Origin of the sequence: Corynebacterium sp. 401_CJEI (assembly GCF_001076435.1) — a bacterium.
GTDB lineage: Bacteria > Actinomycetota > Actinomycetes > Mycobacteriales > Mycobacteriaceae > Corynebacterium > Corynebacterium jeikeium_D.
In genome coordinates, this window is the sequence record NZ_JVIP01000026.1 from 40,318 (window position 1) to 62,191 (window position 21,874).

Annotated in this window: 16 protein-coding genes and 1 riboswitch; of the genes, 7 read left to right on the forward strand and 9 right to left on the reverse strand. The window is 58.4% G+C overall.

The genetic code is table 11. The annotated features are described in order from the left end of the window. Positions 1-42: 42 nt before the first annotated feature. On the reverse strand, positions 43-1,518 hold the full coding sequence (locus ADM64_RS10930) for an NAD(P)(+) transhydrogenase (Re/Si-specific) subunit beta (RefSeq protein WP_048734918.1): 1,476 nt from the start codon (positions 1,516-1,518) through the stop codon (positions 43-45). Positions 1,519-1,524: 6 nt separating this feature from the next. After that, complete coding sequence (locus ADM64_RS10935) at positions 1,525-3,114, reverse strand: Re/Si-specific NAD(P)(+) transhydrogenase subunit alpha (protein WP_049193634.1); 1,590 nt, start codon at positions 3,112-3,114, stop codon at positions 1,525-1,527. A 386-nt stretch (positions 3,115-3,500) separates the two neighbouring features. Between ADM64_RS10935 and ADM64_RS06660 the strand changes: the two genes are divergently transcribed. Further along, the gene (locus ADM64_RS06660; protein ID WP_049193635.1) at positions 3,501-4,703 is read left to right on the forward strand and encodes an alpha/beta hydrolase; all 1,203 of its coding nucleotides are present in this window, start codon (positions 3,501-3,503) and stop codon (positions 4,701-4,703) included. Between the two features lie 6 nt (positions 4,704-4,709). On the opposite strand, the gene ADM64_RS06665 is transcribed toward ADM64_RS06660, so the two are convergent. The 4 genes from ADM64_RS06665 to ADM64_RS06680 form a co-directional block, all read right to left on the reverse strand. Continuing rightward, complete coding sequence (locus ADM64_RS06665) at positions 4,710-5,255, reverse strand: TetR/AcrR family transcriptional regulator (RefSeq protein WP_049189337.1); 546 nt, start codon at positions 5,253-5,255, stop codon at positions 4,710-4,712. Beyond that, entirely contained in the window at positions 5,242-6,738 is a 1,497-nt protein-coding gene (locus ADM64_RS06670; RefSeq protein ID WP_049193636.1) for an MFS transporter, read from the reverse strand. Before ADM64_RS06670 ends, ADM64_RS06665 begins: the two co-directional genes overlap by 14 nt. Before the next feature lie 224 nt (positions 6,739-6,962). Continuing rightward, positions 6,963-8,612 carry a hypothetical protein gene (locus tag ADM64_RS06675; RefSeq protein WP_224783801.1) on the reverse strand — a complete coding sequence of 550 codons (1,650 nt, stop codon included), beginning with the start codon at positions 8,610-8,612 and terminating at the stop codon, positions 6,963-6,965. A gap of 197 nt (positions 8,613-8,809) precedes the next feature. Next, positions 8,810-9,442: a hypothetical protein gene (locus ADM64_RS06680; protein WP_241486347.1), complete on the reverse strand. Its 633-nt coding sequence runs from the start codon at positions 9,440-9,442 to the stop codon at positions 8,810-8,812. Between the two features lie 288 nt (positions 9,443-9,730). Beyond that, positions 9,731-9,852, forward strand: a riboswitch (TPP riboswitch). Between ADM64_RS06680 and thiC the strand changes: the two genes are divergently transcribed. The 3 genes from thiC to ADM64_RS06695 all read left to right on the forward strand — a co-directional run bounded on the left by thiC (position 9,851) and on the right by ADM64_RS06695 (position 14,589). After that, positions 9,851-11,557, forward strand: a complete 1,707-nt coding sequence (gene thiC, locus ADM64_RS06685; protein ID WP_049193640.1) for a phosphomethylpyrimidine synthase ThiC — start codon at positions 9,851-9,853, stop codon at positions 11,555-11,557. (Overlaps the previous riboswitch by 2 nt.) Before the next feature lie 181 nt (positions 11,558-11,738). Continuing rightward, complete coding sequence (locus ADM64_RS06690) at positions 11,739-12,932, forward strand: HtaA domain-containing protein (protein WP_241486348.1); 1,194 nt, start codon at positions 11,739-11,741, stop codon at positions 12,930-12,932. A gap of 313 nt (positions 12,933-13,245) precedes the next feature. Further along, positions 13,246-14,589 carry a glycosyltransferase family 87 protein gene (locus ADM64_RS06695; protein WP_224784043.1) on the forward strand — a complete coding sequence of 448 codons (1,344 nt, stop codon included), beginning with the start codon at positions 13,246-13,248 and terminating at the stop codon, positions 14,587-14,589. A gap of 2 nt (positions 14,590-14,591) precedes the next feature. On the opposite strand, the gene ADM64_RS06700 is transcribed toward ADM64_RS06695, so the two are convergent. Further along, positions 14,592-14,789, reverse strand: coding sequence for a hypothetical protein (locus ADM64_RS06700; protein ID WP_048732933.1), 198 nt, complete (start codon positions 14,787-14,789; stop codon positions 14,592-14,594). Between the two features lie 264 nt (positions 14,790-15,053). Between ADM64_RS06700 and ADM64_RS06705 the strand changes: the two genes are divergently transcribed. The 3 genes from ADM64_RS06705 (at position 15,054) to ADM64_RS06715 (ending at position 19,335) form a co-directional block, all read left to right on the forward strand. After that, positions 15,054-16,436, forward strand: a complete 1,383-nt coding sequence (locus tag ADM64_RS06705) for a M18 family aminopeptidase (protein ID WP_049193641.1) — start codon at positions 15,054-15,056, stop codon at positions 16,434-16,436. A gap of 135 nt (positions 16,437-16,571) precedes the next feature. Further along, positions 16,572-17,987 (forward strand): M20 metallopeptidase family protein, encoded by a 1,416-nt coding sequence (locus ADM64_RS06710; protein ID WP_049193643.1) that lies wholly within the window; start codon positions 16,572-16,574, stop codon positions 17,985-17,987. Between the two features lie 4 nt (positions 17,988-17,991). Continuing rightward, positions 17,992-19,335 (forward strand): alpha-amylase family protein, encoded by a 1,344-nt coding sequence (locus ADM64_RS06715; protein ID WP_049193644.1) that lies wholly within the window; start codon positions 17,992-17,994, stop codon positions 19,333-19,335. A 155-nt stretch (positions 19,336-19,490) separates the two neighbouring features. On the opposite strand, the gene ADM64_RS06720 is transcribed toward ADM64_RS06715, so the two are convergent. Both ADM64_RS06720 and ADM64_RS06725 read right to left on the reverse strand, forming a co-directional pair. Further along, positions 19,491-19,688 carry a hypothetical protein gene (locus ADM64_RS06720; RefSeq protein ID WP_049172707.1) on the reverse strand — a complete coding sequence of 66 codons (198 nt, stop codon included), beginning with the start codon at positions 19,686-19,688 and terminating at the stop codon, positions 19,491-19,493. A gap of 89 nt (positions 19,689-19,777) precedes the next feature. Next, complete coding sequence (locus ADM64_RS06725; RefSeq protein WP_049193645.1) at positions 19,778-21,829, reverse strand: hypothetical protein; 2,052 nt, start codon at positions 21,827-21,829, stop codon at positions 19,778-19,780. Positions 21,830-21,874 lie beyond the last annotated feature (45 nt).

Here is a 21,874-nt window from a genome sequence, read left to right on the forward strand (position 1 = left end):
TCGCCTAGGCTCCGATTTGTACGGCGTTGCTTACCTGAAGTTTTAAGCGTTGACCTTCGAACTCGCCAGGATGCGGTTCAGAGAGTCGACGCTGGCCTTCGCATCGCCGATAAGCATGTCGGTGTTTTCGTTGAAGAACAACGGGTTCTGCACGCCCGAGTAACCCGAACCCATCGAACGCTTGAGAACAATCACGCGCTCAGATTCCCACACCTTCAGCACCGGCATACCCGCAATCGGGGAGCCCGGCTGCTCTGCCATCGGGTTGACGGTGTCATTTGCACCGATGACCAGGGTGACATCCACATCAGCGAAGTCATCGTTGACCTCGTCCAGCTCCAGCACGATGTCGTAGGGAACCTTGGCCTCAGCCAGCAGCACGTTCATGTGACCCGGCAGGCGGCCAGCGACTGGGTGGATACCGAAGACCACTTCCTTGCCGGCCTCACGCAGGTTACGGACCAGGTCAGCAACAGCGTACTGAGCCTGTGCCACAGCCATACCGTAGCCCGGAGCGATGAGGATCTTGTCTGCGTCACGCAGAATCTCGGAGGTGTCCTCGTGGCTGACCTCGGTGTGGGAGCCTTCCACGGCGCTTCCCGACGAAGCCTCGGAGCCAAAGCCACCCAGAATAACGTTGGCAAAGGAGCGGTTCATGGCCTCACACATGATGTACGACAGGTAGGCGCCGGAGGAACCAACCAGCGCACCAGTGATGATGAGCAGCGGGTTGCCAAGCATGAGACCGGTGAAAGCGGCGGCCCAACCGGAATACGAGTTCATGATGGACACGACAACCGGCATGTCGCCGCCACCGATGGCGATGACCAGGTGCCAGCCCAAGAACAGGCCCAAAGCAGTCACTGCAACCATGCATGCCCATGCGATGGCGCCGCCCTCGGTGCCGGTTGCGATGAAGACAGCCAGGAGAACCAGAGTGACCACCAGAATGGCAATGTTCAGAGCGTTGCGGCCCGGCAGCAGAAGCGGCGAGCCCTTGATCTTCTCAGACAGCTTCAGGCCTGCGACGATGGAGCCAGTGAAGGTCACAGCGCCGATGAAGACGCCAATGTAGACCTCACCGAAGTGGAACTTCAGGGCATCGGGGGCGACATCTTCGGCGAAGATGTAGGAGTTGAATCCGATGAAGATAGCGCCGAGTCCGACCAGACCATTGAACAGTGCAATCAGCTGCGGCATGCCAGTCATGGCAACGCGGCGTGCGCGACTGATACCGATGACACCACCGATGCCGATAGCGACGGCGATGAGAATCAGGGTAATCAGCGGCGAGAAGTGAGTATCCGGCTTGGTGTCTGCGGTGACGAGTGCCTGGAAGATGGCAATGACAACGGCTACAGCCATACCAGCAATACCGAAGGAGTTACCGCGGCGAGCGGTCTCCGGCTTGGACAGGCTCGAGAGGGCAGCGAGGAACAGGACAGCGGCGACAATGTAGCCGACGTTGGACAGGCGGTAGGTCCAGTCCAGAAGCGAAGCAGTATCAATGCTAGCCATTAGACTTTATGCCTCCTCTTTCACAAACATGCCAAGCATGCGGTCGGTGACGGCGAAACCGCCGAAGATATTGATGGAGCTGACCACAATGGCCGCGAACGCGAGACCGGAAACCAGCAGGTTGGAGCTTCCCACCTGGAGAATCGCACCCACCAGAACAATGCCGGAGATCGCGTTGGTCTCAGACATCAGTGGTGTGTGCAGGCGCGGCGTGACCGCGGAGATCACGTAGAAGCCGAGCACGATAGCCAAGGTGAGAACCATGAAGTTGGCGCTCACGCTGTGCGGTGCGCTGAGCATAACCACAATGGCCAGCAGTGCCGTCAGGCCCAGAGCAACCTTCGAGCCCAGGCCCGATCCCATGAAGGAAACCTTCTCCGGCGCATTCTCTTCTAATGCGGCCTGGTGAGCCTGCTGCTCCTGCAGTGGGGCAGCAGGGGTGACAGCGACCTTGATTGGCGGTGGTGGCCAGAGAATCTCAGCTCCGGTAGCGCCGGCGCCATTTTGTGAGCGAGCCTTTGTCACCGTGATGCCACGGATAATCTCGTCCTCGAGATTGAGAACTGGAGAGCCATCCTTTTCCGGCGTGATCAGCTTGAACAGGTTGAAAATGTTCTGTCCGTACAGCGACGATGCCTGCGCGGGCAGACGTCCTGCAAGGTCGGTGTAACCGATGATGGTCACACCGTTGTCAGTGACAATGGTCTTGCCTGGAACGGTCATCTCGCAGTTGCCGCCACCTGCGGCAGCCATGTCGACGATGACGCTGCCTGGCTTCATAGCTGCAACATCGGCAGCAGTCAGCAGCAGTGGAGAGCGACGGCCAGGGATATTCGCGGTGGTAATGACAATGTCAGCCTGCGCGGACTGCTCGGAGTAGAGCTTCGCGGCAGCGGCAGCCTGATCATTGGTCATTTCCTTGGCGTAGCCATCCTCGGACTTCTCGGCGGCGGCCGGAATCGGGATGAACTCTGCACCCATCGATTCGACCTGCTCACCGGCTTCAGGGCGCAGGTCTGTTGCCTTGACAATCGCGCCCATCGAGTTGGCCGTACCGATCGCCGCAAGTCCGCCGACACCAGCGCCGATGACGTAAACGGTAGCTGGTGGCATCTTGCCTGCGGCAGTCACCTGACCAGTGAAAAGGCGACCATATGCAGAAGCCGCTTCGACTACTGCGCGGTAGCCGCCGATGTTGGCCATCGACGACAGCACGTCCATCGACTGTGCCCTGGAAATGCGGGGAACTGCGTCCATAGCAAGGGCAGTGATGTTGCGTTGCGCGAGTTCTTCGACCAGTTCTTCGTTTCGGCCTGGCGCAAGTCGGCTGATCAGCATGGCACCGTCGTTAAGCAGTGCACGGAACTGCTCCGGCGGAGTGTCGAGCGTTACGACGATATCGCTGTGCCAGACAGACTCGTCGACAATGGTGGCACCGGCGGATTCGTAGTCCGCGTCGGTGAACTTAGCAGCCAGGCCGGCGTCAGCCTGCACGGCGACCTCGTAGCCAAGCTTGACGAGTTTGCCGACGGTCTCCGGGGTCGCAGCCACAATTGTTTGCTGGGGATCGGGTTCTAAAGGGATGCCGATTCTCATTGTGGGAGTTCTTTTCTGTTCGGGGTTTTATTAAGGGCCATGCGCACTCGGTTGTCGGTTAACAGTGAGTGTGGGCGTGGCCACTTTGTCCTTGGTGTCAATAAGGTATGCGCTGGTAGGGAGGCAGCGGAGGCGTTTATGGAAAAAGGTAATAAAAATATGTGGGTAACGGTGGTGAGGTGGGTTTTCTGAATTTGTGCACTCGTGGAAAGGGGGTAGGAAATGGGGGTGGTGGTGTTAATTTTGGGCGAGAGTGAACATTTTCAGCGCTCTGAATGATTGTTTGAGGGGTGAAAGATGGGGGAGGCTATTTCTTTCTTTACGTATGTATTTACGTATTAGGTAAATTCGTATTCCTAGGTTCTTGGCAAGAGTTAAGGAAAACGATGATTGGTTCACTAAGGGCGGCCGGAAAGACCGTGTCGGCATCCCGTCAAGGGCAGGGGCGTAAGTTCTCGAAGGTGGTTGCTCTTTCGCTCGCAGCTGGTGTAGTTCTCGGCGGGCAGGTGCCAGCGCAGGCGGCACCGCGCATTGGTCAGCTGCCGGACATCACTGCACGTGAAAGCACTGTTGACTACCAGAACTCGGAAACCGTGGAGAAAATTGGCGGTGGTCTGGTGGATGTCATGGGTGGCGTAAACCGCGCCATCTCCGGTGGTGAAAGTGGCCATATCACCGAGCCGTTCGCCCCAGAGGCGGGGCACCTGCGCAAGGAGTTCGGAGCGATGGGCTCCCACCCAGTTGCCGCAACCCGTGAAGCAATGCCATGTGACGGTGTCGTCTACACCATCTACAACCGCGTACTGCGGGACCTCCACGGTCTCCACGGCACCACCGGCTGCTATGACGTGTTGCCGGAATCGGCCAACGCCTCCCCAGTTGGCGCGCAGCTCATTTACCCGGCGGATATCGACTCCATGGAGTCCGCGCCGCTGATGGTTCTGAGCCCTGGCATTGGTACTGAGCCAGGTATGTACGACGCGCAAGCACGACTCTATGCAAGCCACGGATATGTCGTGGCTCTTGGCTACAACTTCACCAACTGGTTCGCGCCACAGATGGTGCTGGCAGCTTCAGTTGCCGCAGCGGCCAATGAGGACGAGTCCACGCCACTTGCAGGCAAGATCGATTTCTCCCGCACGATGCTGGTCGGGCACTCTGCAGGTGGCGGCTCCGCAATCTTCCTGAACAACAGGATGGATAAGGCGTTCCAGGCTGCGGGCATCGATATGGTCACCCGCGGGCTGGTCGCCATCAACCCAGGGCCTTCCGACGCTGGACTGATCTCCACCCCACCGGAGATTCCGAGCCTGGTGGCCATTGCTGAGCACGAGGACATCGTTCCTTTTGATGCCGATCGACGTGGTTACCGCGATGCTGCAGGGCCCGCCTGGGAAGCGGTAGTCACCGGTTCCTACCACGGCACCTACCTGGATGATCCGTCCAAGAATGTGCTCGGCTCGATGGTGCTGTCCTTTAGCGAGTATGTGCTCGACGGAACGAGTCGAGCAAAGGCTGTCTATGAGGGTGCCAACTATGGCCTGGCCACTGACTCCGAGCTCAAGGACGTTCAGCGCAAGGGCGTCTAGAGCTGGCTACTCCATCGACTCTGGAATCAGCTTTGCCGCAGCCTCGGCGATTGCCTTGCGCTGCGCTTTCGTGAGCTGATTGCCATTGAGGTAGTCGTTAGCCCAGAGTCCATCGGAAATCATTTGGACAACGTAGGCCATGCAGGCATCCTGGTCGGTGGCAATCCGTTCTACCGGCGGATTCCACCGGCGCAAAAGGCGCGTCCAAATCTCGCGCAGCTCCGGGTCGGCGGCAGAGTCGATGGACATGAGTAGCTCGGCCCTCGTTGCCGTATCCAGCGAGACCTGGAGGTTTGCGCGTAGGCGGTTGGCGGGGGATACCTCCTCTGCGGGCCCACCTGCGGCTTCGATAAGCTCCTCCTCCCATAACTGCGCCATGTGCTCATGGACGCTGCGGATCATGTCTTCGCGGGAGGGGAAGTGGTAAATCAATCCTGATTTACTCATTCCGCATTGAGTTGCAACATTTTCGTAGGTGACCTCGGAAAAACCGCTTGTCTCGATAATCTCAACGATTGTGTCGAGGATGGCAGTGCGCTTACTCGTGCGCATATTCAGTCTCCTTCGGGTTGCCGCGGAATGCCACCGCAGTCGCAATCGCTGCAATGACAGCAACGACAGCCAGGATAATCAAAATGGCCAGGTAGGAACTGTCGAGGCCGGCGCGGGCGCCGTCGTTAAGCGCTGGCGTGTGAAGTGCATCGGTGAGTGAGATGCTGGCGTCGACAGGCGTAAACAGGGTGTAGAACATAGGCAGGAGACTGCCTGTGATTGCGACGGTAATCAGTGTGCCGAATTCGTAGGACACGGATTCCATCGCCGCCGCCATACCTGCCTTTGACCTCGGCGCTGAGCCGATTATCGCAGTCGACGACACCGACATCACAGAACCTGCGCCCGCGCCGAGCAGTATCAATCCCGCGATCATGAGCGAGAAATTGCCCGAGGAAACGCCGTAGTACATGCCTGCCAGTCCGACGGCGTTGAGGAGGAAGCCGCCGGTGATGAGTGTGCGGAAACCCACTCGATGGAGCACCATGCCGCCGATGACACCAACTGGCAAGGATGCCAGTGCCGCGGTGGCAACTAGCAAGCCCGCGTCGAGTGGTGTGTATCCGACGGAAATCTGGAAGCGCTGCGTCGTCATCAATTCGGCGCCTGCCAGGACAAACATGGCAAGCGCTGCTGCCAGCACGCCACCGGAAAACATCGGCGAACGGAAGACCGAAAAGTCGATGAGGGGTTCGGTAAGACGTGCCTGACGACGCTGAAACAGTGCCGCGCCCACTAGCCCACAGGCGATAGCTGCGACGATGACGGTGGAGGAGCGATGGCCGGCGAGTTCCTTGATGAGTGAAACCAGGCCCAGCATGGCCAGCATCGCGTAGAGGCTGGTGAGGAAGTCCCAGTGTTTGGCTGGGTTGGGCTGATTTGGTGGAGCGAAAATCAGCGTGCCAATGATTGCGAAAACTACGACAGGGATGTTGATAAGGAAGATTGAGCCCCACCAAAAGTGCTCCAACAGGAAACCGCCGACGACGGGGCCAGCAGCGGCACCCAGTGTTGCTGTGGCTGACCAAATGCCAATAGCCGTGGCAAGTTCACGAGGGTGGTGGAAGGTCTCACGTAGCAAAGCGAGGGTTGCCGGCATCATGGTCGCGGCGCCCAGTCCTAGACAGCCGCGAGCGATGACCAGCGCCCAGGCGTGCGGCGCAAAGGCTGCGGCCAGGGAAGAGAAGCCAAAAATTGTCAGGCCCACAAGAAACATCTTGCGGTGACCGATGCGGTCGCCCAGAGTGCCTGTGCCGAGGAGGAGCGCGGAGATCACCAGTGGGTAGGCGTTGATGATCCACAGGCCCTCCAACTCGGTTGTGTGGAGCTGCTCCCGCAAAACTGGCAGGGCAGTGTAGAGCACCGAGTTATCTATGCCGATGAGTAGTAGGCCGGCGCTGATGATAGCGAGGAAGACCCACCTGTGGGTGACTGGAGTGGGCGGATTAGCCCCCGTGGAAGTGGCGTGATCGGTACTTGTCATTCCAGTAACTGTAACGAACGTTCGGTTTAGTTACAACTTCTGGAGAGCGACGATTTAGGCCTAAAAATTCAAGAGATGTACGCCAATCCCGACCAAGGAGCCGGTGAAAAAGTGTCTAAGTTGAAGGCGTTGTTGAGGTATGAATTCACGGACGCCGTTCGATCCCCCGTGGCGCCCGAGCGGGTAAAGATCAGCTTGGACGCGCTGACTTTACGCTCGGAGCTTTACGCTCGGACGTTGTGGCCTATCACCGCCGGGATAGTGATTGGCGCATCCCCGAAAAGCTCCTTCTGGTATTCGTTCTGCTCGAAAGCGCCGGCATCGTTATCCCTGATGGTGGCCACATTTGTCAGTTTGCGTGCCGACGGTGCGGAGTCCTTTTGGAGCAGTCCGCCACGGTTGCCCGCAGTGGTGGCCGCGAAAGTCCCTGCACCACGGTTTCCAGCAGCGGTACCCGCGATTCCGCCAGCAGCACCCGTAGCTCCGGTAGTAGCACTGTTGCGCGCACTGATTAGGGAATTCATCAATCCACTTCCGCGCTGTGCAGGGCTATTCGAGGCGTTTGGCAAGGCAGGCCCAGCGACCCCGGCACCCAAGCCGGTTCCCATCACGCGACCCGCTGTTGGCGCTGGCATACGTCCAAGACTTGAAGTCGGAAGTCCCGAGGCCGGTGGACGGGGGCTTGCGTTTCCAGAAGACGGCAGTGCCGGGATATTGCCCGCTGGTGTGAGCCCCGCAGTGCGTCCTGCGCCGAGGGAGCCGGCCGGTCGGTTGCCGTGAACTCCGTAAGACGAAACGCCTTGCGGTGATGTGCGTTGAAGTGGGCCGCTCGCGCCCGAAGGAGCGACCATGGCTGGATTCGCCGCGTTCGGCTGAGCCATGGCTGATGTACCGGTCGGGGAAGTTGGCGAGATTGTGGAGCTCGTTGGGCTGCTAGGTGATGTGGGGTGTATAGGGGCCGCAGACGGATTAGTAGGGTTCGACAAAGTCGAAGTGCTCGGTTGAACCTGCGAAGGAGCGGAAGTGCTCGCGGCTGTGGATGGCGGTGTTGGAGAATCCGGAACAGTTGAGGTGGCGCCAACTGGTGCGCTGGCGGCCTGCATGCTTCCAGTCATCCCCGCAGGCGAAAGGCCGAACTGGCTAGTTCCAGAACGCCCGGCGACTGTGGCTCCAACGGAAACCTCGGCAGTCACGCCACTTCCCGCATCGGCAGAAACCAGGTTAGGAATTCGAGGAATAGCGATCTGTAGCTGTGCGGTATACGGGCCAGAGAGAAAGGCTGCTACCTCGGCCTGTTCAAAAGCTTTCTGCGCGCCGGGGTTTGGGAGTGCCTTGGACTCGGCCTCAATCGCAGATAGTGCATTGACGGCCATCGCCTTCACGGACGGCAAAACGGCAAGGTGTCCGGCCATGACCTCAGATGCGGTGGCGATGCTGGTTGCGCGCGCGGCCAGACCTTTCATTGTCGTATCCGCAGCAGAGAAAACAGCACCGCTGTTGCTCGACACCAAGCCAGATGAGATAGAGGTTAGATTGCTGGCCAACGTGGTCATAGTTTCAGCGAAGTTGTTCCAGTAGGCGATTGCCTCGGCTACGGCACCATCGTTTGTCGAGGAAAACATAGACAGTAGGGTCTTCGCATCGAGACAGAGTTCCGCAGAAAGAGTCACTGGCGCGAAAGTGAGACTTCCAGCTTCAAACATTGGCCGACGCTGAAATACACCGCTTGTTCGCGCTACTTCAGCAATGGAAGCACCGTCACCATTGAACGGGTTAATGCTTCGAAGGATCCGATTCATGGTGGATTCGTGCTCAGTAATCACACGACGGAAGTCAGCGAGATTTGTTTGTGCCCACGTGAGCTGTTTGCCCATCGCCAAATGGATGGAACTGGCGCTACCAGGACTGCCTGTTATTGCGAGAGAATGCTCATTCGCGACCAGCTGCAAAGACGGTACCTGTGAATAACCGCCCAACGTTGGGTAGGCAGCTGAGGACAAACCCGCCGAAACAGAAGATTTACTTAGTTGTGAAATGGCGTTGTCAATAGACGGGATGAAAGCATTAATCATTACAGGTCCCCCAAATACTTCGTAAGCAGATTGTCCACGGGTTTACATAGTTCTTCGGTCAAATCGGAATCATCTTGGCCAGTGATATCGACTGCAAACCCCAACGATCCGCGTTCAGTTTCAACGGACGCAATACAGTATGAGAGACCAATTGGGGTTGTCATTGTGTATGTAACCCCGTCGTGGACTCCGTTTTGCCGGTCAATTGGAAGCCCACCGTAACTGGCGAGGTCGGGATGTGCGATCGAAGCTTGCCAAATTCCGAAAACCTCAGACAATGCTGAACTTTCGGAACCTATGATGCATCCGAGTTGCCTTGTTCCTTTTACGCGTTGAGAAACCTCAGACTGCTCCCGGAACCCCAGCCTGTCTAAGCGCCCCATAATCTCAGGGTCGTCACACGGATTGGTCAGGACGAATTCGGGTGCGTCGTAGTTGTAGTGCCCATCGGGGCCAAGTGGAGCATCACCGGGCTCCGGCGGATTGTTGGGTGGAAGCACACCCGCAGGTAACGTCACGCCCGAGTCAGTAGTGATGGTTGTCGCATTGTCGCCGACAGGTTGAACGTCCTCGCCGGAAGCCTTGGTCGATGCGCAACTAGTCCCCGTTACTCCCCATAGAAGTGCTGACACTAGGGCGGCAGTAGTCGCCTTTTTCAATTTTCCCTCCCCAAAGAATTTGTGTGAGAAAGATATAACACCGCGTTCACAATTGCGCTTGCTGAGAAGCCGAAAAAATAGACCGACTGTGGATAACTTTTTAGGGGTGTGGACAACGCGGTCGCCGCGAAAAACAGCGCCGCTGCACAGCCACAACCTGCACCTTTAGGGTGTGTTCTCCGTGCCGTCGTTAAGCATTGGCGGCAAACGTGGGTGTAATGACCGAAGTAATCCGAACGATTGGTTAGACTATGAGGCGCATTACAAAACCACGGGAGTGCCAACCGAAATTCCGGCACTGAGAGGACGCTAGGAATCGAGCGTCGACCGGACGAACCTGAATCTGGGTAATACCAGCGTAGGAAAGGGATGTGTTGCTTCATGGCCGCACGTGTATCTGTATCCGCTCCGCCGAAAGAGGGCGAGGTTACAACTGGCCCGATTTACCGCAGTAACAAGCATTACGACGAGGTTGCGTTTAGCAACGATTTCGGTGAGGCGAACCTGCGGATTCCAGTTCGTCGAATCAATCTGACGGACGGTACTCACTTCGATGCTTACGACACCTCGGGTATCTACACCGAGGAAAACCCGAAGCTGAACCTGAAGGAGGGTTTGGCTAAGACTCGTGACTCGTGGCCGAAGGCTCCGGCAGTGCCGGCGGTTGCGGGCTCTGAGGATGCACCGAAGGTCAAGACGCAGCTGGCATGGGCGCGTGCGGGAATTGTCACCCCGGAGATGGCTTTCATCGCCGCTCGTGAAGGTGTGGATCCGGAAGTTGTGCGCGAAGAGGTCGCTGCGGGTCGTGCCGTGATTCCGGCCAACCACAAGCACCCGGAGACTGAGCCGATGATTATCGGCAAGCGTTTTGCCACCAAGATCAACGCAAATATCGGCAACTCGGCCGTGACTTCGTCCATCTCTGAAGAGGTGGAGAAGATGGTGTGGGCAACCCGTTGGGGCGCGGACACCATCATGGACCTGTCCACTGGCAAGGACATTCACGAAACCCGCGAGTGGATTCTGCGTAACTCCCCGGTGCCGGTTGGTACGGTGCCGATTTACCAGGCGCTGGAGAAGGTCAAGGGTGACCCGGCCAAGCTGACCTGGGAAATCTACCGCGAAACCATCATTGAGCAGTGTGAACAGGGCGTGGACTACATGACCGTTCACGCGGGTGTGCTGCTGCGCTATGTGCCTCTGGCCGCCAACCGCGTGACAGGCATTGTTTCCCGCGGTGGCTCGATTATGGCCGCATGGTGCCTCGCGCATCACCAGGAGAGCTTCCTCTACACCCGCTTCGCTGAGCTGTGCGACATTCTGGCGCAGTACGATGTCACGTTCTCCCTCGGTGATGGCCTGCGTCCGGGCTCCATTGCCGACGCTAACGATGAAGCCCAGCTGGCTGAGCTGCGCACCCTCGGCGAGCTGACCAAGATCGCTAAGTCCCGCGGCTGTCAGGTCATGATTGAAGGTCCAGGCCACGTTCCGATGCACAAGATCGCCGACAACGTGAAGTGGGAAGAGGAGTGGTGTGAGGAAGCTCCGTTCTACACCCTCGGCCCGCTGGCAACCGATATCGCGCCGGGCTATGACCACATCACCTCGGCTATCGGTGCGGCAATCATTGCGCAGGCTGGCACCGCCATGCTTTGCTACGTCACGCCGAAGGAGCACCTGGGGCTGCCGAACCGCGACGACGTCAAGGTCGGCGTGATTACTTACAAGATTTCCGCGCACGCCGCCGACTTGGCGAAGGGGCTGCCGCGCGCTCAGGAGCGTGACGACGCGCTGTCGAAGGCCCGCTTCGAGTTCCGTTGGCATGACCAGTTTGCACTGGCTCTGGATCCGGACACTGCGCTGGATTACCACGATGAGACTCTGCCTGCAGAGCCGGCAAAGACTGCGCATTTCTGTTCCATGTGTGGTCCGAAGTTCTGCTCCATGCGTATTTCCAAGGATGTACAGGACTACGCGAAGGAACACGGCCTGGACTCCGTTGAAGCGATCGAGGCCGGCATGGCTGAGAAGTCCCAGGAGTTCGCTGATCAGGGGAGCCGCGTCTACCTGCCGATTACCGCGGAGTAGCTGGTTGTCTTAGAAGCTGCTGAAGTAAGCCGTGGTCGAGCTCTATTGGGCTTGGCCGCGGTTTTCTTTTGTTTTCAGCTATTTCTGCCGGCCTCAGTGTTGAGCCTCAAACGGGGGAGGGTAAGGCGCACCTTCATAAAGGCGTTAGGTAAACCTAACTAGTGGGGTGTACATTGCTTATATGCACAGCCTGAGATTCCTGACTTTCGATAATTCCCACCGCCATCTCGCAGGTGCTCGCAACACTCGCAACACTCGCCGTTCATTCAGCTCTGAATCATCCACGGTTGGAGAAGACGTGCGTCGACCGGTGGGGCGGGGTGCGCGCAGAGCTGCGACTGCGGTTTCGCTGTCCGGCGCCATGGTTCTTTCGGCGTTTGTGTCCCCGGCAATGGCTGAAACTGCGAAGCCAATCGTGCCGGACAATTTTCCCAATGTGATTAATCCAGCGGAGAACTTCCAGCCGCAGGATTCACAGTATGTCGAATCCCCGGAAGTTACTGTCACTTTTGAGGACGGCACACCAGCTGAAGGTGCCACGGTTCATCGCGGCGATGTTCTTATTGTTCGCGGCAGTGGTTTCAATCCGTCGGCCAACCGTGGTGGTTACCCGCTTCCAATTCCTCCGGGTGTGCCCAATGGTGTTTACGTTCTCTACAGTGCGTTCCCAGACTCGTGGAAGCCAAGTGAAGGTGCTCCGTCTTCGGCGCGGAAACATCCACACGACAACATTGCCTGGGTCACGCCGGCCGGAACTCTCGAGGCCATACCGAACCAGGGCGTCGATATGCGGCGTTCTATCGCTCGTCAGGCTACCCCGATGACAGATGACGGCAGTTTTGAAGCCCGCATTGTTGTTGACCCGCCAGAGACCCCAGCTGGTGAAAACTGGGGTATTTACGTCTACCCGGCAGCCGGCTCTATTAATGAGGCCGAGGAAATCTATATTCCGTTGAATTATTCGGATGCTCCGGGCAAGAATGCCCCGGCTCCCTCCAGCGAGGATTTAGTAATTTCTGTATCTGCGCTGGAGAAGGTATTCGGCGCACTGGGTGGCGGAGTCACTGCTAAGAACGGTGCTCTAGAGCCTGAGGACGGTGTTGTCTCATTCACCCGCGACAATGACAACAGCGATGCCGAAGGGGAGAGCTACCGCGGAGAAGTTCACTTCACCGCGAAGTTCAGTCTGGTTCATGTGGTCGTTCGTAATCCGCGCATTGAGGACGGCCCGACCGGAAAGATTATTACGGCAGAGGTCTCGCAGGGCTACGATGTCGGCCCGGATGAGATGGAGCGTATGCCCATAGCCGCCGTGGTCGACAGCGATGGAGATCAGCTGATTACGACCATCGGCACTATTTCGCAGTTCCGGTAGTCCCTCCGACCATCACAGCCGCCAACTGTCGTCTACCTGGCACTTCGTTCAAAGTAAGCCGTCATACCTTGCGGGTTCCTGCGGGTTGTAACCACTGCTGTAGTGGAATCACTACATTAGATAGAGGCGCTTACCAGCGATGAGGAGGAACGTGGGACGGCATAGTCGGGCAGAAGGACCGGTGTCACAGGATGGGGCATCGTCACAGGTTGCGGAGTCGCAACGTGCTGTTGCGGAGTCTCCGTCGCGGGCCTCGCGAAAAATATGGGTTCGCAAACCCAATCAGGCCCCTGCGCTGACGCAATCGCCTGTGATGAGCTGGCCTCTTATGCTGGTCTCGCTGCTCGGTGGTCTTGCCTCGCTGCTGGCCTGGAATGGCCGCACCCAGCCGGACGATTGGGCGTCGCTCTGGGTGGGCGGGCTACTGATGGACAGGGGACTTGAGTCCCATCTCTATGATGCCGATCCAATCGATTTCACCGCCATGAGCGGAGAGGTCTGGCCACGCCTGGCGCAGGAAGTGTCTGCGCCATTTACGCATCCCTTTGTGCAAAACCCTTTGTTTGCAAAGGCTCTGGGAGCGATATCCCACGTCATGAGCTTTGAAACCTCGGTTGCTTGGTTGCTGTTTCTTTCCGGAATGGCCGTCGTGGTCCTGGTCGCAGCTTCCTACCACCTGTGGTTTCGGTCGACCATGCCCTGGGGCATCGCAGCGCTGGTTACCGCATGCGTATTCGCCCTGCCGACCACTCTCAATTCGTTCTGGATTGGTCAGACGACACCGCTGATTGTCGCGGGCGTCGCCTATGGGCTTGCTGCCTCGCGCACTCGTCCTTGGCTCGCGGGCATCGTCCTCGGCATTGTCGCATCCATTAAATTGACTCCGTATGCGCTCATCGCCGTGATGCTCTTTTTCGCTTATCGACGGCGCGCAGCCCTCTGGTCGCTGGCCACCACGGCGGTACTGGCGGTCTGGATGTTTATCCGCATTGACATGCCGGTTATTTCGGACTGGATTGACCGAATCGACGACATTGGTGCGTCGGTCTTGGTCGGTGGTGCGAATCAGTCGTTGGCGTCGACTTTAGCCACAGACCTGGGCAATCCTGATTTATTAGTAACAGTGGTTCGTGATTATCCGAGTCACGTGAAAACGATTCCACTGTGTATTGCGCTCGGCGTGGTGTTGATGGTCACGGCAGTTGCGTGGTTGAACCCGGTCTACCGGTTTGAGTTTCTAATCACCGGCGCGTGGCTTATTGCAGCCACATTCTCATCGATTCTTTGGACCCACTACATGTTGATGCTGGTCACGCCTGTGTTCGGTTTGGCCGCCATGGCGCGGAACCGATTGACCAGACAGTGGCCGTATATCGGTATTGCGTTGCTAGTGGTCCTGCTGACGTTCCCTGTGACAAACCCGATTGCTGCTACGCCGTATACCGGCGGATTTGTGTACTCGGGGATTACTGCGATGCTCTTGACGCTGGCATTGATGCTAGTTGTTGGTGGCTGCCACGCGTTTGCGGTACATCGGTACGGCGATGGTGATGCAGGCGAGGTTGGAGCTGGTTTTGGCAGTGAATTAGCTGCCGCGGAGACATTAAAATTTCCTCAGCCAGAGCCAATGGTCTTATTCGACTTGAGGAAGCGCTAGATTTAGCGGCTCAGCATAGAGACGATGTCACGGGCAGACATGTCGCTGTAAATCTCGTTCCGGGCGCTCTTAACCTGGTGGCCGAAGTGGACTGCGTTAGCGTCACTGCTGGTGTCGCGGGTAAGAGCTTCGCGCAGCGGCTGAGAGAAGAAGGCGCGCTTGGTAGTGAAAGAACGGGGGAACAGGTTTTCAAGGCTCACGGTATAAACCCTTTCTGTGGTCGGAATCCGGTCAGGATTCCGGTTTGAGAGTTTCTGTATTCAAATGGTTTTCTTTGATGCGGTTGCCACTATATGTCTGAATATGCCCGATATCGAGTTAAAACGGGCAAAAGTGACTAAGTGGATACCGTTCCCAACATGAAAGCTGCATCACACTGTGGACCGGCTCAATGCTCGGTCACGGTCAGTTGTGGGCTCCAATACAATGAAATCCGGAATCAAATGTGAAGTAGGAGTTTGGTTATGGCTATTTCTTCGGCACCCACCCCTGAGTCCCCGGATTCGGCGGATACCTCGGACGCGGCATCGCGCAGCGTTCCGGCGGCAGCGCTCAGTCACGTTGAGGATTTAATAGATTTTGTGGCTGCGTCGCCAAGCTCATTTCATGCGGCACAACAGGTCGTTGACCGTCTGAGTGCAGCCGGTGCCACGGTCGTCGACGAGCACGAGCAGTGGCCAAGCGAGCCCGGTGCCTACGTCCTGCGTCGCGATGGCGCTGCCGTTGCTTGGGTCGTCCCGGAGACGCCGGCTGCCGATTTCACCGGTTTCCGTATTGTGGGTTCTCACACGGATTCGCCCGGTTTTCGTATGAAGCCCAACGCGCGCACCTCCGCCGCAGGCTATGCGCAGGTCGCTGTAGAGGTCTATGGCGGCGCGTTGTTGGGAAGCTGGACCGACCGTGAAATCGAGTTCGCTGGTCGGGTAATTGATAAAAACGGCCATGAGCACCTTGCTCGCACTGGCCCGGTCGCGCGTATCCCGCAGTTGGCTATCCACCTCAATCGTGCAGTTAACGAAGAGGGATTGAAGCTCCACAAGCAGAATCACACTGCACCGATCATCGGACTGGAGACCTTCGGTACCGATGTGCACCAGGTCATCGCCGATGCTGCGGGACTGTCTATCGACGACATCGTCGCCTGGGACCTCATTTCCTTCGACACCCAGCAGCCGCGCACCTTTGGTGCTCACGATGAGTTCCTGGCTTCAGGTCGACTCGACAACCTGCTCAGCGTCCACTCCTCCCTGGTCGCCTTCGAGACCTTGCTCCGTCAAAACTGGAGCACGTCAACCACCATCCCTGTCATGGTCGCTTTCGACCACGAGGAAGTTGGGTCCGCCTCCACCACGGGCGCTGCAGGGCCACTGCTTGCCGACGTTCTGTCCCGCATCGCAGCGGACACAGGCGCAGACCTGGAACGCACCCAGCAGCTCTACCGCGGTTCCATCTGTCTCTCGGCCGACGGCGCACACGGTGTGCACCCGAACTATGCAGGCGAACACGAGCCGGGGCACCAGCCGGAACTCAATGCTGGCCCAGTGGTGAAGATAAATGCCAACCAGCGCTACGCCACCACGGCGGCCGGTCAGGCGGAGGTTGTCCGAATCGCAGCGGGAACCTCCAAGCGCATTGGCCAGGAAGTGCCGGTGCAGTATTTTGTCTCTGCGAACCACAAGCCATGTGGCTCCACTATCGGCCCGATCACTGCAACGCGACTGGGTATCGACACCATTGATATCGGAGCTGCGATGGTTTCCATGCACTCGGCGCGTGAGATGTGCGGCACGATTGATCCATGGTGGTTGGCCGAACTCACCGTGGATTTCTGGGGTGCCGGAAACTAGCAGCTCGCTGGCAGCGCTGAAGTCACCTCTAGCAGGGGAGATGTCGGGGCGCTGTGGCCGTCGTGAAGCGAAAATGGGTGAGGGAGTTTCCGTAGCTGCTCGTCGTGGAGCCTATTTTCTGTCATGCTATGAACCATGACTGATGCTAACGACACCCTGCCGTCGCACCGCCTTGAAGTACCTATCGAAGAGGCGGTGGCATGGCGTCGCCAACTGCACCAGAATCCGGAGCTGAGCTTCCGGGAGTACAGGACCTCGGACATGATTGAGGATTTGCTCAATCAGTGGGACATCCCGACGTACCGGTTGACCCCGACGTCCGTAATTGGCGTCATCGAGGGAACAGCGGGCGACCCCAGCACTGGCCGTGTGATTGGCTACCGCGCGGATATTGACGCCCTGCCGATTCAGGAGGAAACGGGACTGCCGTACGCCTCGCGCACGCCGGGTGTGATGCACGCCTGTGGTCATGATGTTCACACGGCGATGCTGCTGGGCACTGCGAAGGTGCTTTCCGGAATGCGCGATCAGCTGCACGGCAAGGTGCTGTGCATCTTCCAGCACGCCGAAGAAATGCTGCCGGGCGGGGCTCGTGAGCTGGTCGACAAGGGCGCCGCCGATGACTTAGATGAGGTCTATGCCTTCCACGTCGCGCCGCATCCGGTGGGGCATGTGGGGATTTGCGCTGGGCGAGTGACAACCATGTCGGGCATTGTCTCCATCGCGATTCGTGGCCGTGGCGGACACTCCTCGAACCCGCAGCTGTCGATTGACCCGGTGCTCATCGCCAGCGAGGCGACTCTCATGCTGAACACGATTGTCTCCCGCGATGTGGATCCGAAGCACATGAACATTGTCAATGTCGGCTCACTGCATTCAGGTGAGGCCGGCAACGTGATTCCGGATACGGCCAACCTGGAAGTGTCCATCCGCTCGGTGGATGAGGCCGACTGGGAGATTGTCTGCCAGCGTATCGAGGCCGTCGTCAACGGCGTCTGCCAGGCTCACGGTGCACAGGCGACTTTCGACTGGCAGATTCCGTACCCGATGGTGGTCAACGCCGACATTGCGGTCAATCGTGCGTGGCATGCGGCGACGAAGGCGGTTGGCAAGTCCAAGGTGTTCGCTGCCGATCCGTGGGCTCCTTCGGATGATTTCTCGTATTTTTCCCGTGAAGCGCCGGGTTGTTACATGTTCCTCGGCACCGGTGGCCCGGAAGCGGGTAATCCCTTCTTTCTTCACAACTCCAAGTTTAAAATTGTGGAGAGAGCCATGGTCAGCGGCATGCGCACGGAAATTCAAATCGCGCTGGATGCACTGAACCCGTCGAAGAGCCAACCGCCGGAGCGCCCTGTCGCATCTCCGACCATGCCCGCAGCAGGTTCCGTGCCTCCACGGCCGCGGAATGCAGGCCTTGGCACGCCGAAGTCGCATGCGGGCCAGGCGCGGGCGTCGTCAAGCGAATCGGCGGGGGAGACCTCACCGACCCCTGAGGCTGCGACGGCACCAGATAATTCCAATCAGCCTCAGGCACCTAGAGAGGATGCATAGGACAATGTCCACTACCCCCAACGCCCCTGATAAGACGCTCGCTGGCGCCGCACCTGAGTGGACGAAGTGGGCGATTGGATGGCACGTCTATCCACTGGGGTTTGTGGGAGCGCCCATCCGTGAGAAGGATCGAGGCGCCGCGCCGGTCAATCGAATTCGCAAACTGATTGACTGGCTTCCGTACGTCCAGGAGCTCGGGCTCAACGTCCTGCAGCTGGCGCCAGTATTCGAGTCGACTAGCCACGGCTACGATACCGAGGACTACTACCGCATCGACTCGCGCCTGGGCACCGAAGAGGACATGAAGGCCGTCATCGAAGCTGCCCATGAGCGCGGCATCAAAGTGCTTTTCGACGGTGTCTTCAACCACATCGGGTCAGAGGCGCCCGCGCTGAAGACCGCGAAGGAAAACCCTGACTCTGAAGAAGCGCAGCTCTTTGCGTTTACGCACTCAGATGGCGACATGACCGCGCCGGTGTTTGAGGGACATGAGAGTTTGGTCGAATTCGATCACACCAGTGACGCGACTGTTGATTTTGTCGTGAACGTCATGAATTACTGGCTGGCGCGGGGGATTGATGGCTGGCGCCTGGATGCGGCCTACGCAGTGGATCCACAGTTCTGGCACAAGGTTTTGCCGCGAGTGCGTGCTGAGCACCCGCATGCTTTTATCTACGGGGAGGTCATCCACGGCGACTATGCGGAGATTGTGTCGGTGTCCGGCATGGACTCGGTGACGGAATACGAGCTGTGGAAAGCGACCTGGTCGGCGCTGAAGGAGGAAAACTTCTTCGAGTTGGACTGGACTCTGAAGCGCCATAACACCTTCGCGGAGTCTTTTGTGCCGGTGACGTTTGTGGGAAACCACGATGTTTCACGCATTGCGACACAGGTAGGGGCCGACAAGGCCGTGCTGGCGGCAGCGGTGCTGTTTACCGTGGCCGGTGTGCCACTGGTCTACTACGGTGACGAACAGGGCTATACCGGTCTCAAAGAGGAACGCATCGGCGGTGACGACCAGGTCCGTCCAGTGTTCCCGGATAGCCCGGAGGAACTCTCTACGCTCGGCGAGGCTCTCTACCGCTCCTATCAGCAGCTCGTTGCGTTGCGCCGCCGCTTCCCATGGCTGCACTCCGCTCGCGTGGAGACTGATGAATTGCGCAATGGTTTCCTTCGCTACCGCGTGATCGCGACCGATGCGGCGCTCGTGGACGATGCTGCCGGGGCCTCGGGTGAGGCTGGAGCTTCCGGCGAGATGCCCTCGCTCGTTGTCGAGCTGAACCTGGAAAACGGCGCAACCAGCGCGGTGATCCGTGATGGTGACCACGTGGAATTTGAGTTTTCCTAGGCTCTCTAGGCGGCTCTAGGCTGCCCCGGAGAACCAAAACCGCCCGGACACAATGTCCAGGCGGTAATTCTTTCGTGCCCCATCGATGAGTGGGCACAAGGGGTAGTGACTGCGTTTATGTTTGCTGGCTACCCCTGTTTTCGCAGATGCAGTGATTACATCTCTGCGGTCTCAGCAGGGGTCATCTCGTCGGAGGATGCCGGAGTGGTGGCCTTCTGCTCGAAGGTCTCCGACGGGTTGGCCTGGTCGCCGACCTTCACGTCCGAGTCAACCTGATTCGGGGGAGAGCAAGCGACCAGGGCTGCTGCGGCAATGGCGGATGCGGCGATAGCGCCGGCGATGCGGTTACGCATGGATGTGGCTCCTCTGTCGGAAAAACAATAGCTGCAAGGGGCTAATAAACTTTTCTCACATTATCTTAAAGCAATATCTTAGAGGATTCTTAACGGCTTGCGGGAACCAAGGGGCCAATCGCCCCCGCGCCGATGCATAGGGTTGCCCCCGGAGTCGCCTTTTCCACATCGACATGGAGAGTATTTCCGCCACCGTTGAGGTACACATAGCGCGGTCGCAGATCGTTGTTCATCTTCACGACTGTGGAACCACCGCGGGTTTGCTCTTCAGTCTCGAAAGGATTGGGGAGCGACAGGCGCACATCCATGTCCTCGGAGGCGGTGGCCGGGAACTCAAGCACCCAGTCACCGAGCTTGATGATGTTCTCCAACTTGATGTCCTCCGACGCGGTGCCGTCCTCGCCAACTGTGATGCGATGGCCACACTGCTCGACAGGGCCGTCAGTGACACGGGTGACCTCGGAGACCTTGGCGTCGATAAGCGAACCGTCTGTATTGAACATGCGCGGGTGACCGGTGACGCGCTCAAACGGCGGGCGATCGGAGACCGCATCAAACACCCGCGAGTACATGTTCATCGGAGCGGCGACGGGCACGAGAACTTCGAAGGGGACGGGCTGGTCGATGAGATTGTAGTCGATCGCCTTGTCGGGGCCAGCGGCATCGGCTTCCTCGCGCAGCGCGGACAGCGACGCCTTGGTGTTGCCGATCCACTCCATTGCGATGTCATCAGACCAGGCATTGCGGTAAGTGACCACGGAAATCGTGGAGGTGACAGCCAGCGCGATGCCCAGCGACCAAATCAGAATGTGCGTACGAGCCGGTAGCAGCGCTGGCGCCTCGTCCTTCGGTGGGAGTCCAGCCAGGGAGATCGCGACGCAGATTACGATCACGAGCGCGACATCAGAGTAGTAGTGCAAAGTGTGCGCCAGCACGCCAGAGGTGTTCTCTCCCGAGCGGAACAGGGTGATGGCGAACAAGGTGGTGAACATGTACGCCACCGATAGCGTCCACGGAGCCCAGCCACGGTAATCGCGGCCGATGAGGGTGGCGGACAGAATCAACAGGATAATGCCGCCGAGAGTAATCAGCTGAGACGAAGCGGAGGCAAACGGCTGTCCCGGAGCCCAGCGTTCCCAGCTTGTTGGTCCGCCGATGATGCCGGCAAAAATCTGGCCGAGGCCGTTGAAGAACAGTTCGGGCTGTAGCTTGTCGGAAATGAAGCCAGTGGTTTCGGCGGGGCCGAAGTAGTACCACAGTGCCCAGGCGCCGGTCAGCAGCATCGATGGGATCCAGATGACGAGGCCACGGCGGAGAACCTGCAGGATATTTCTGCGCTCCATGTAAGCCAAAGTGACGACAACCAGCATGGAGATCGGTGCGATAGCCAGGGACTTCTCAAAGAATCCCAGCGCCACTGCCAGCAGCACGAACAGGCCTACGGCTTCCCACGGGCGGGGGCCGAAGGAACGACGCATAGTGGTGCGAATGGCGACAATCATGAAAACCACGAATGCTAGGTGGAACGGCTGGGAATTGGCCGCGGCCGACCACCAGGTGTCGCCCGGAAGCATCAGCGGAGTCCAGGCGACGACCGTGATGAGGAAGAGCGATACCAGCGTGCGGCCGGTGAGAAGCTCAAAGAGTTTAGCTGTGGCGTATGTCAGCACTACCGACATCACGGCCATGGTGATAGCCGGTAGCCACCAGTTCCACGGCGCGATGAGGTGATAGAGGCCTTGCACCAAGAAGGCCAGTGGTGCAAGGTGCCCGTCGTGATCCTGAAGCAGGTAGTCCTTGCTCAGCAGTGGGGTGTCGTAAAGGTGGCCAACAATGATGAAGTCATCCCAGTAAAAACCATGGCTAGTCAGCACCAGAATGCGAGCGACAAGCTGTATCGCAATAACAACTCCGATGAGAGGCCACCATTGCTTCGCAGACAGGTCAAGTCTCTCGCCCCACGTCAATGTGGGCATGTAGTATGGGCGAGAACTTTCCTGCTCAGCGGTGTTGTCAGCACCAGGGGCCTCGGCAGTTTTCACTGCGGAATCCGCGACTGTCCCCTCATCGCCCACTGTCGGCGTATGAGGGGTTTGGGCAGTTGGGGTATCTCCTGTAGATGACCGCTCGGCTTTAGTCATGGTTCCTTATGTTATCTAGGCCATCTGCTGGGCGCGGTAGGGTAG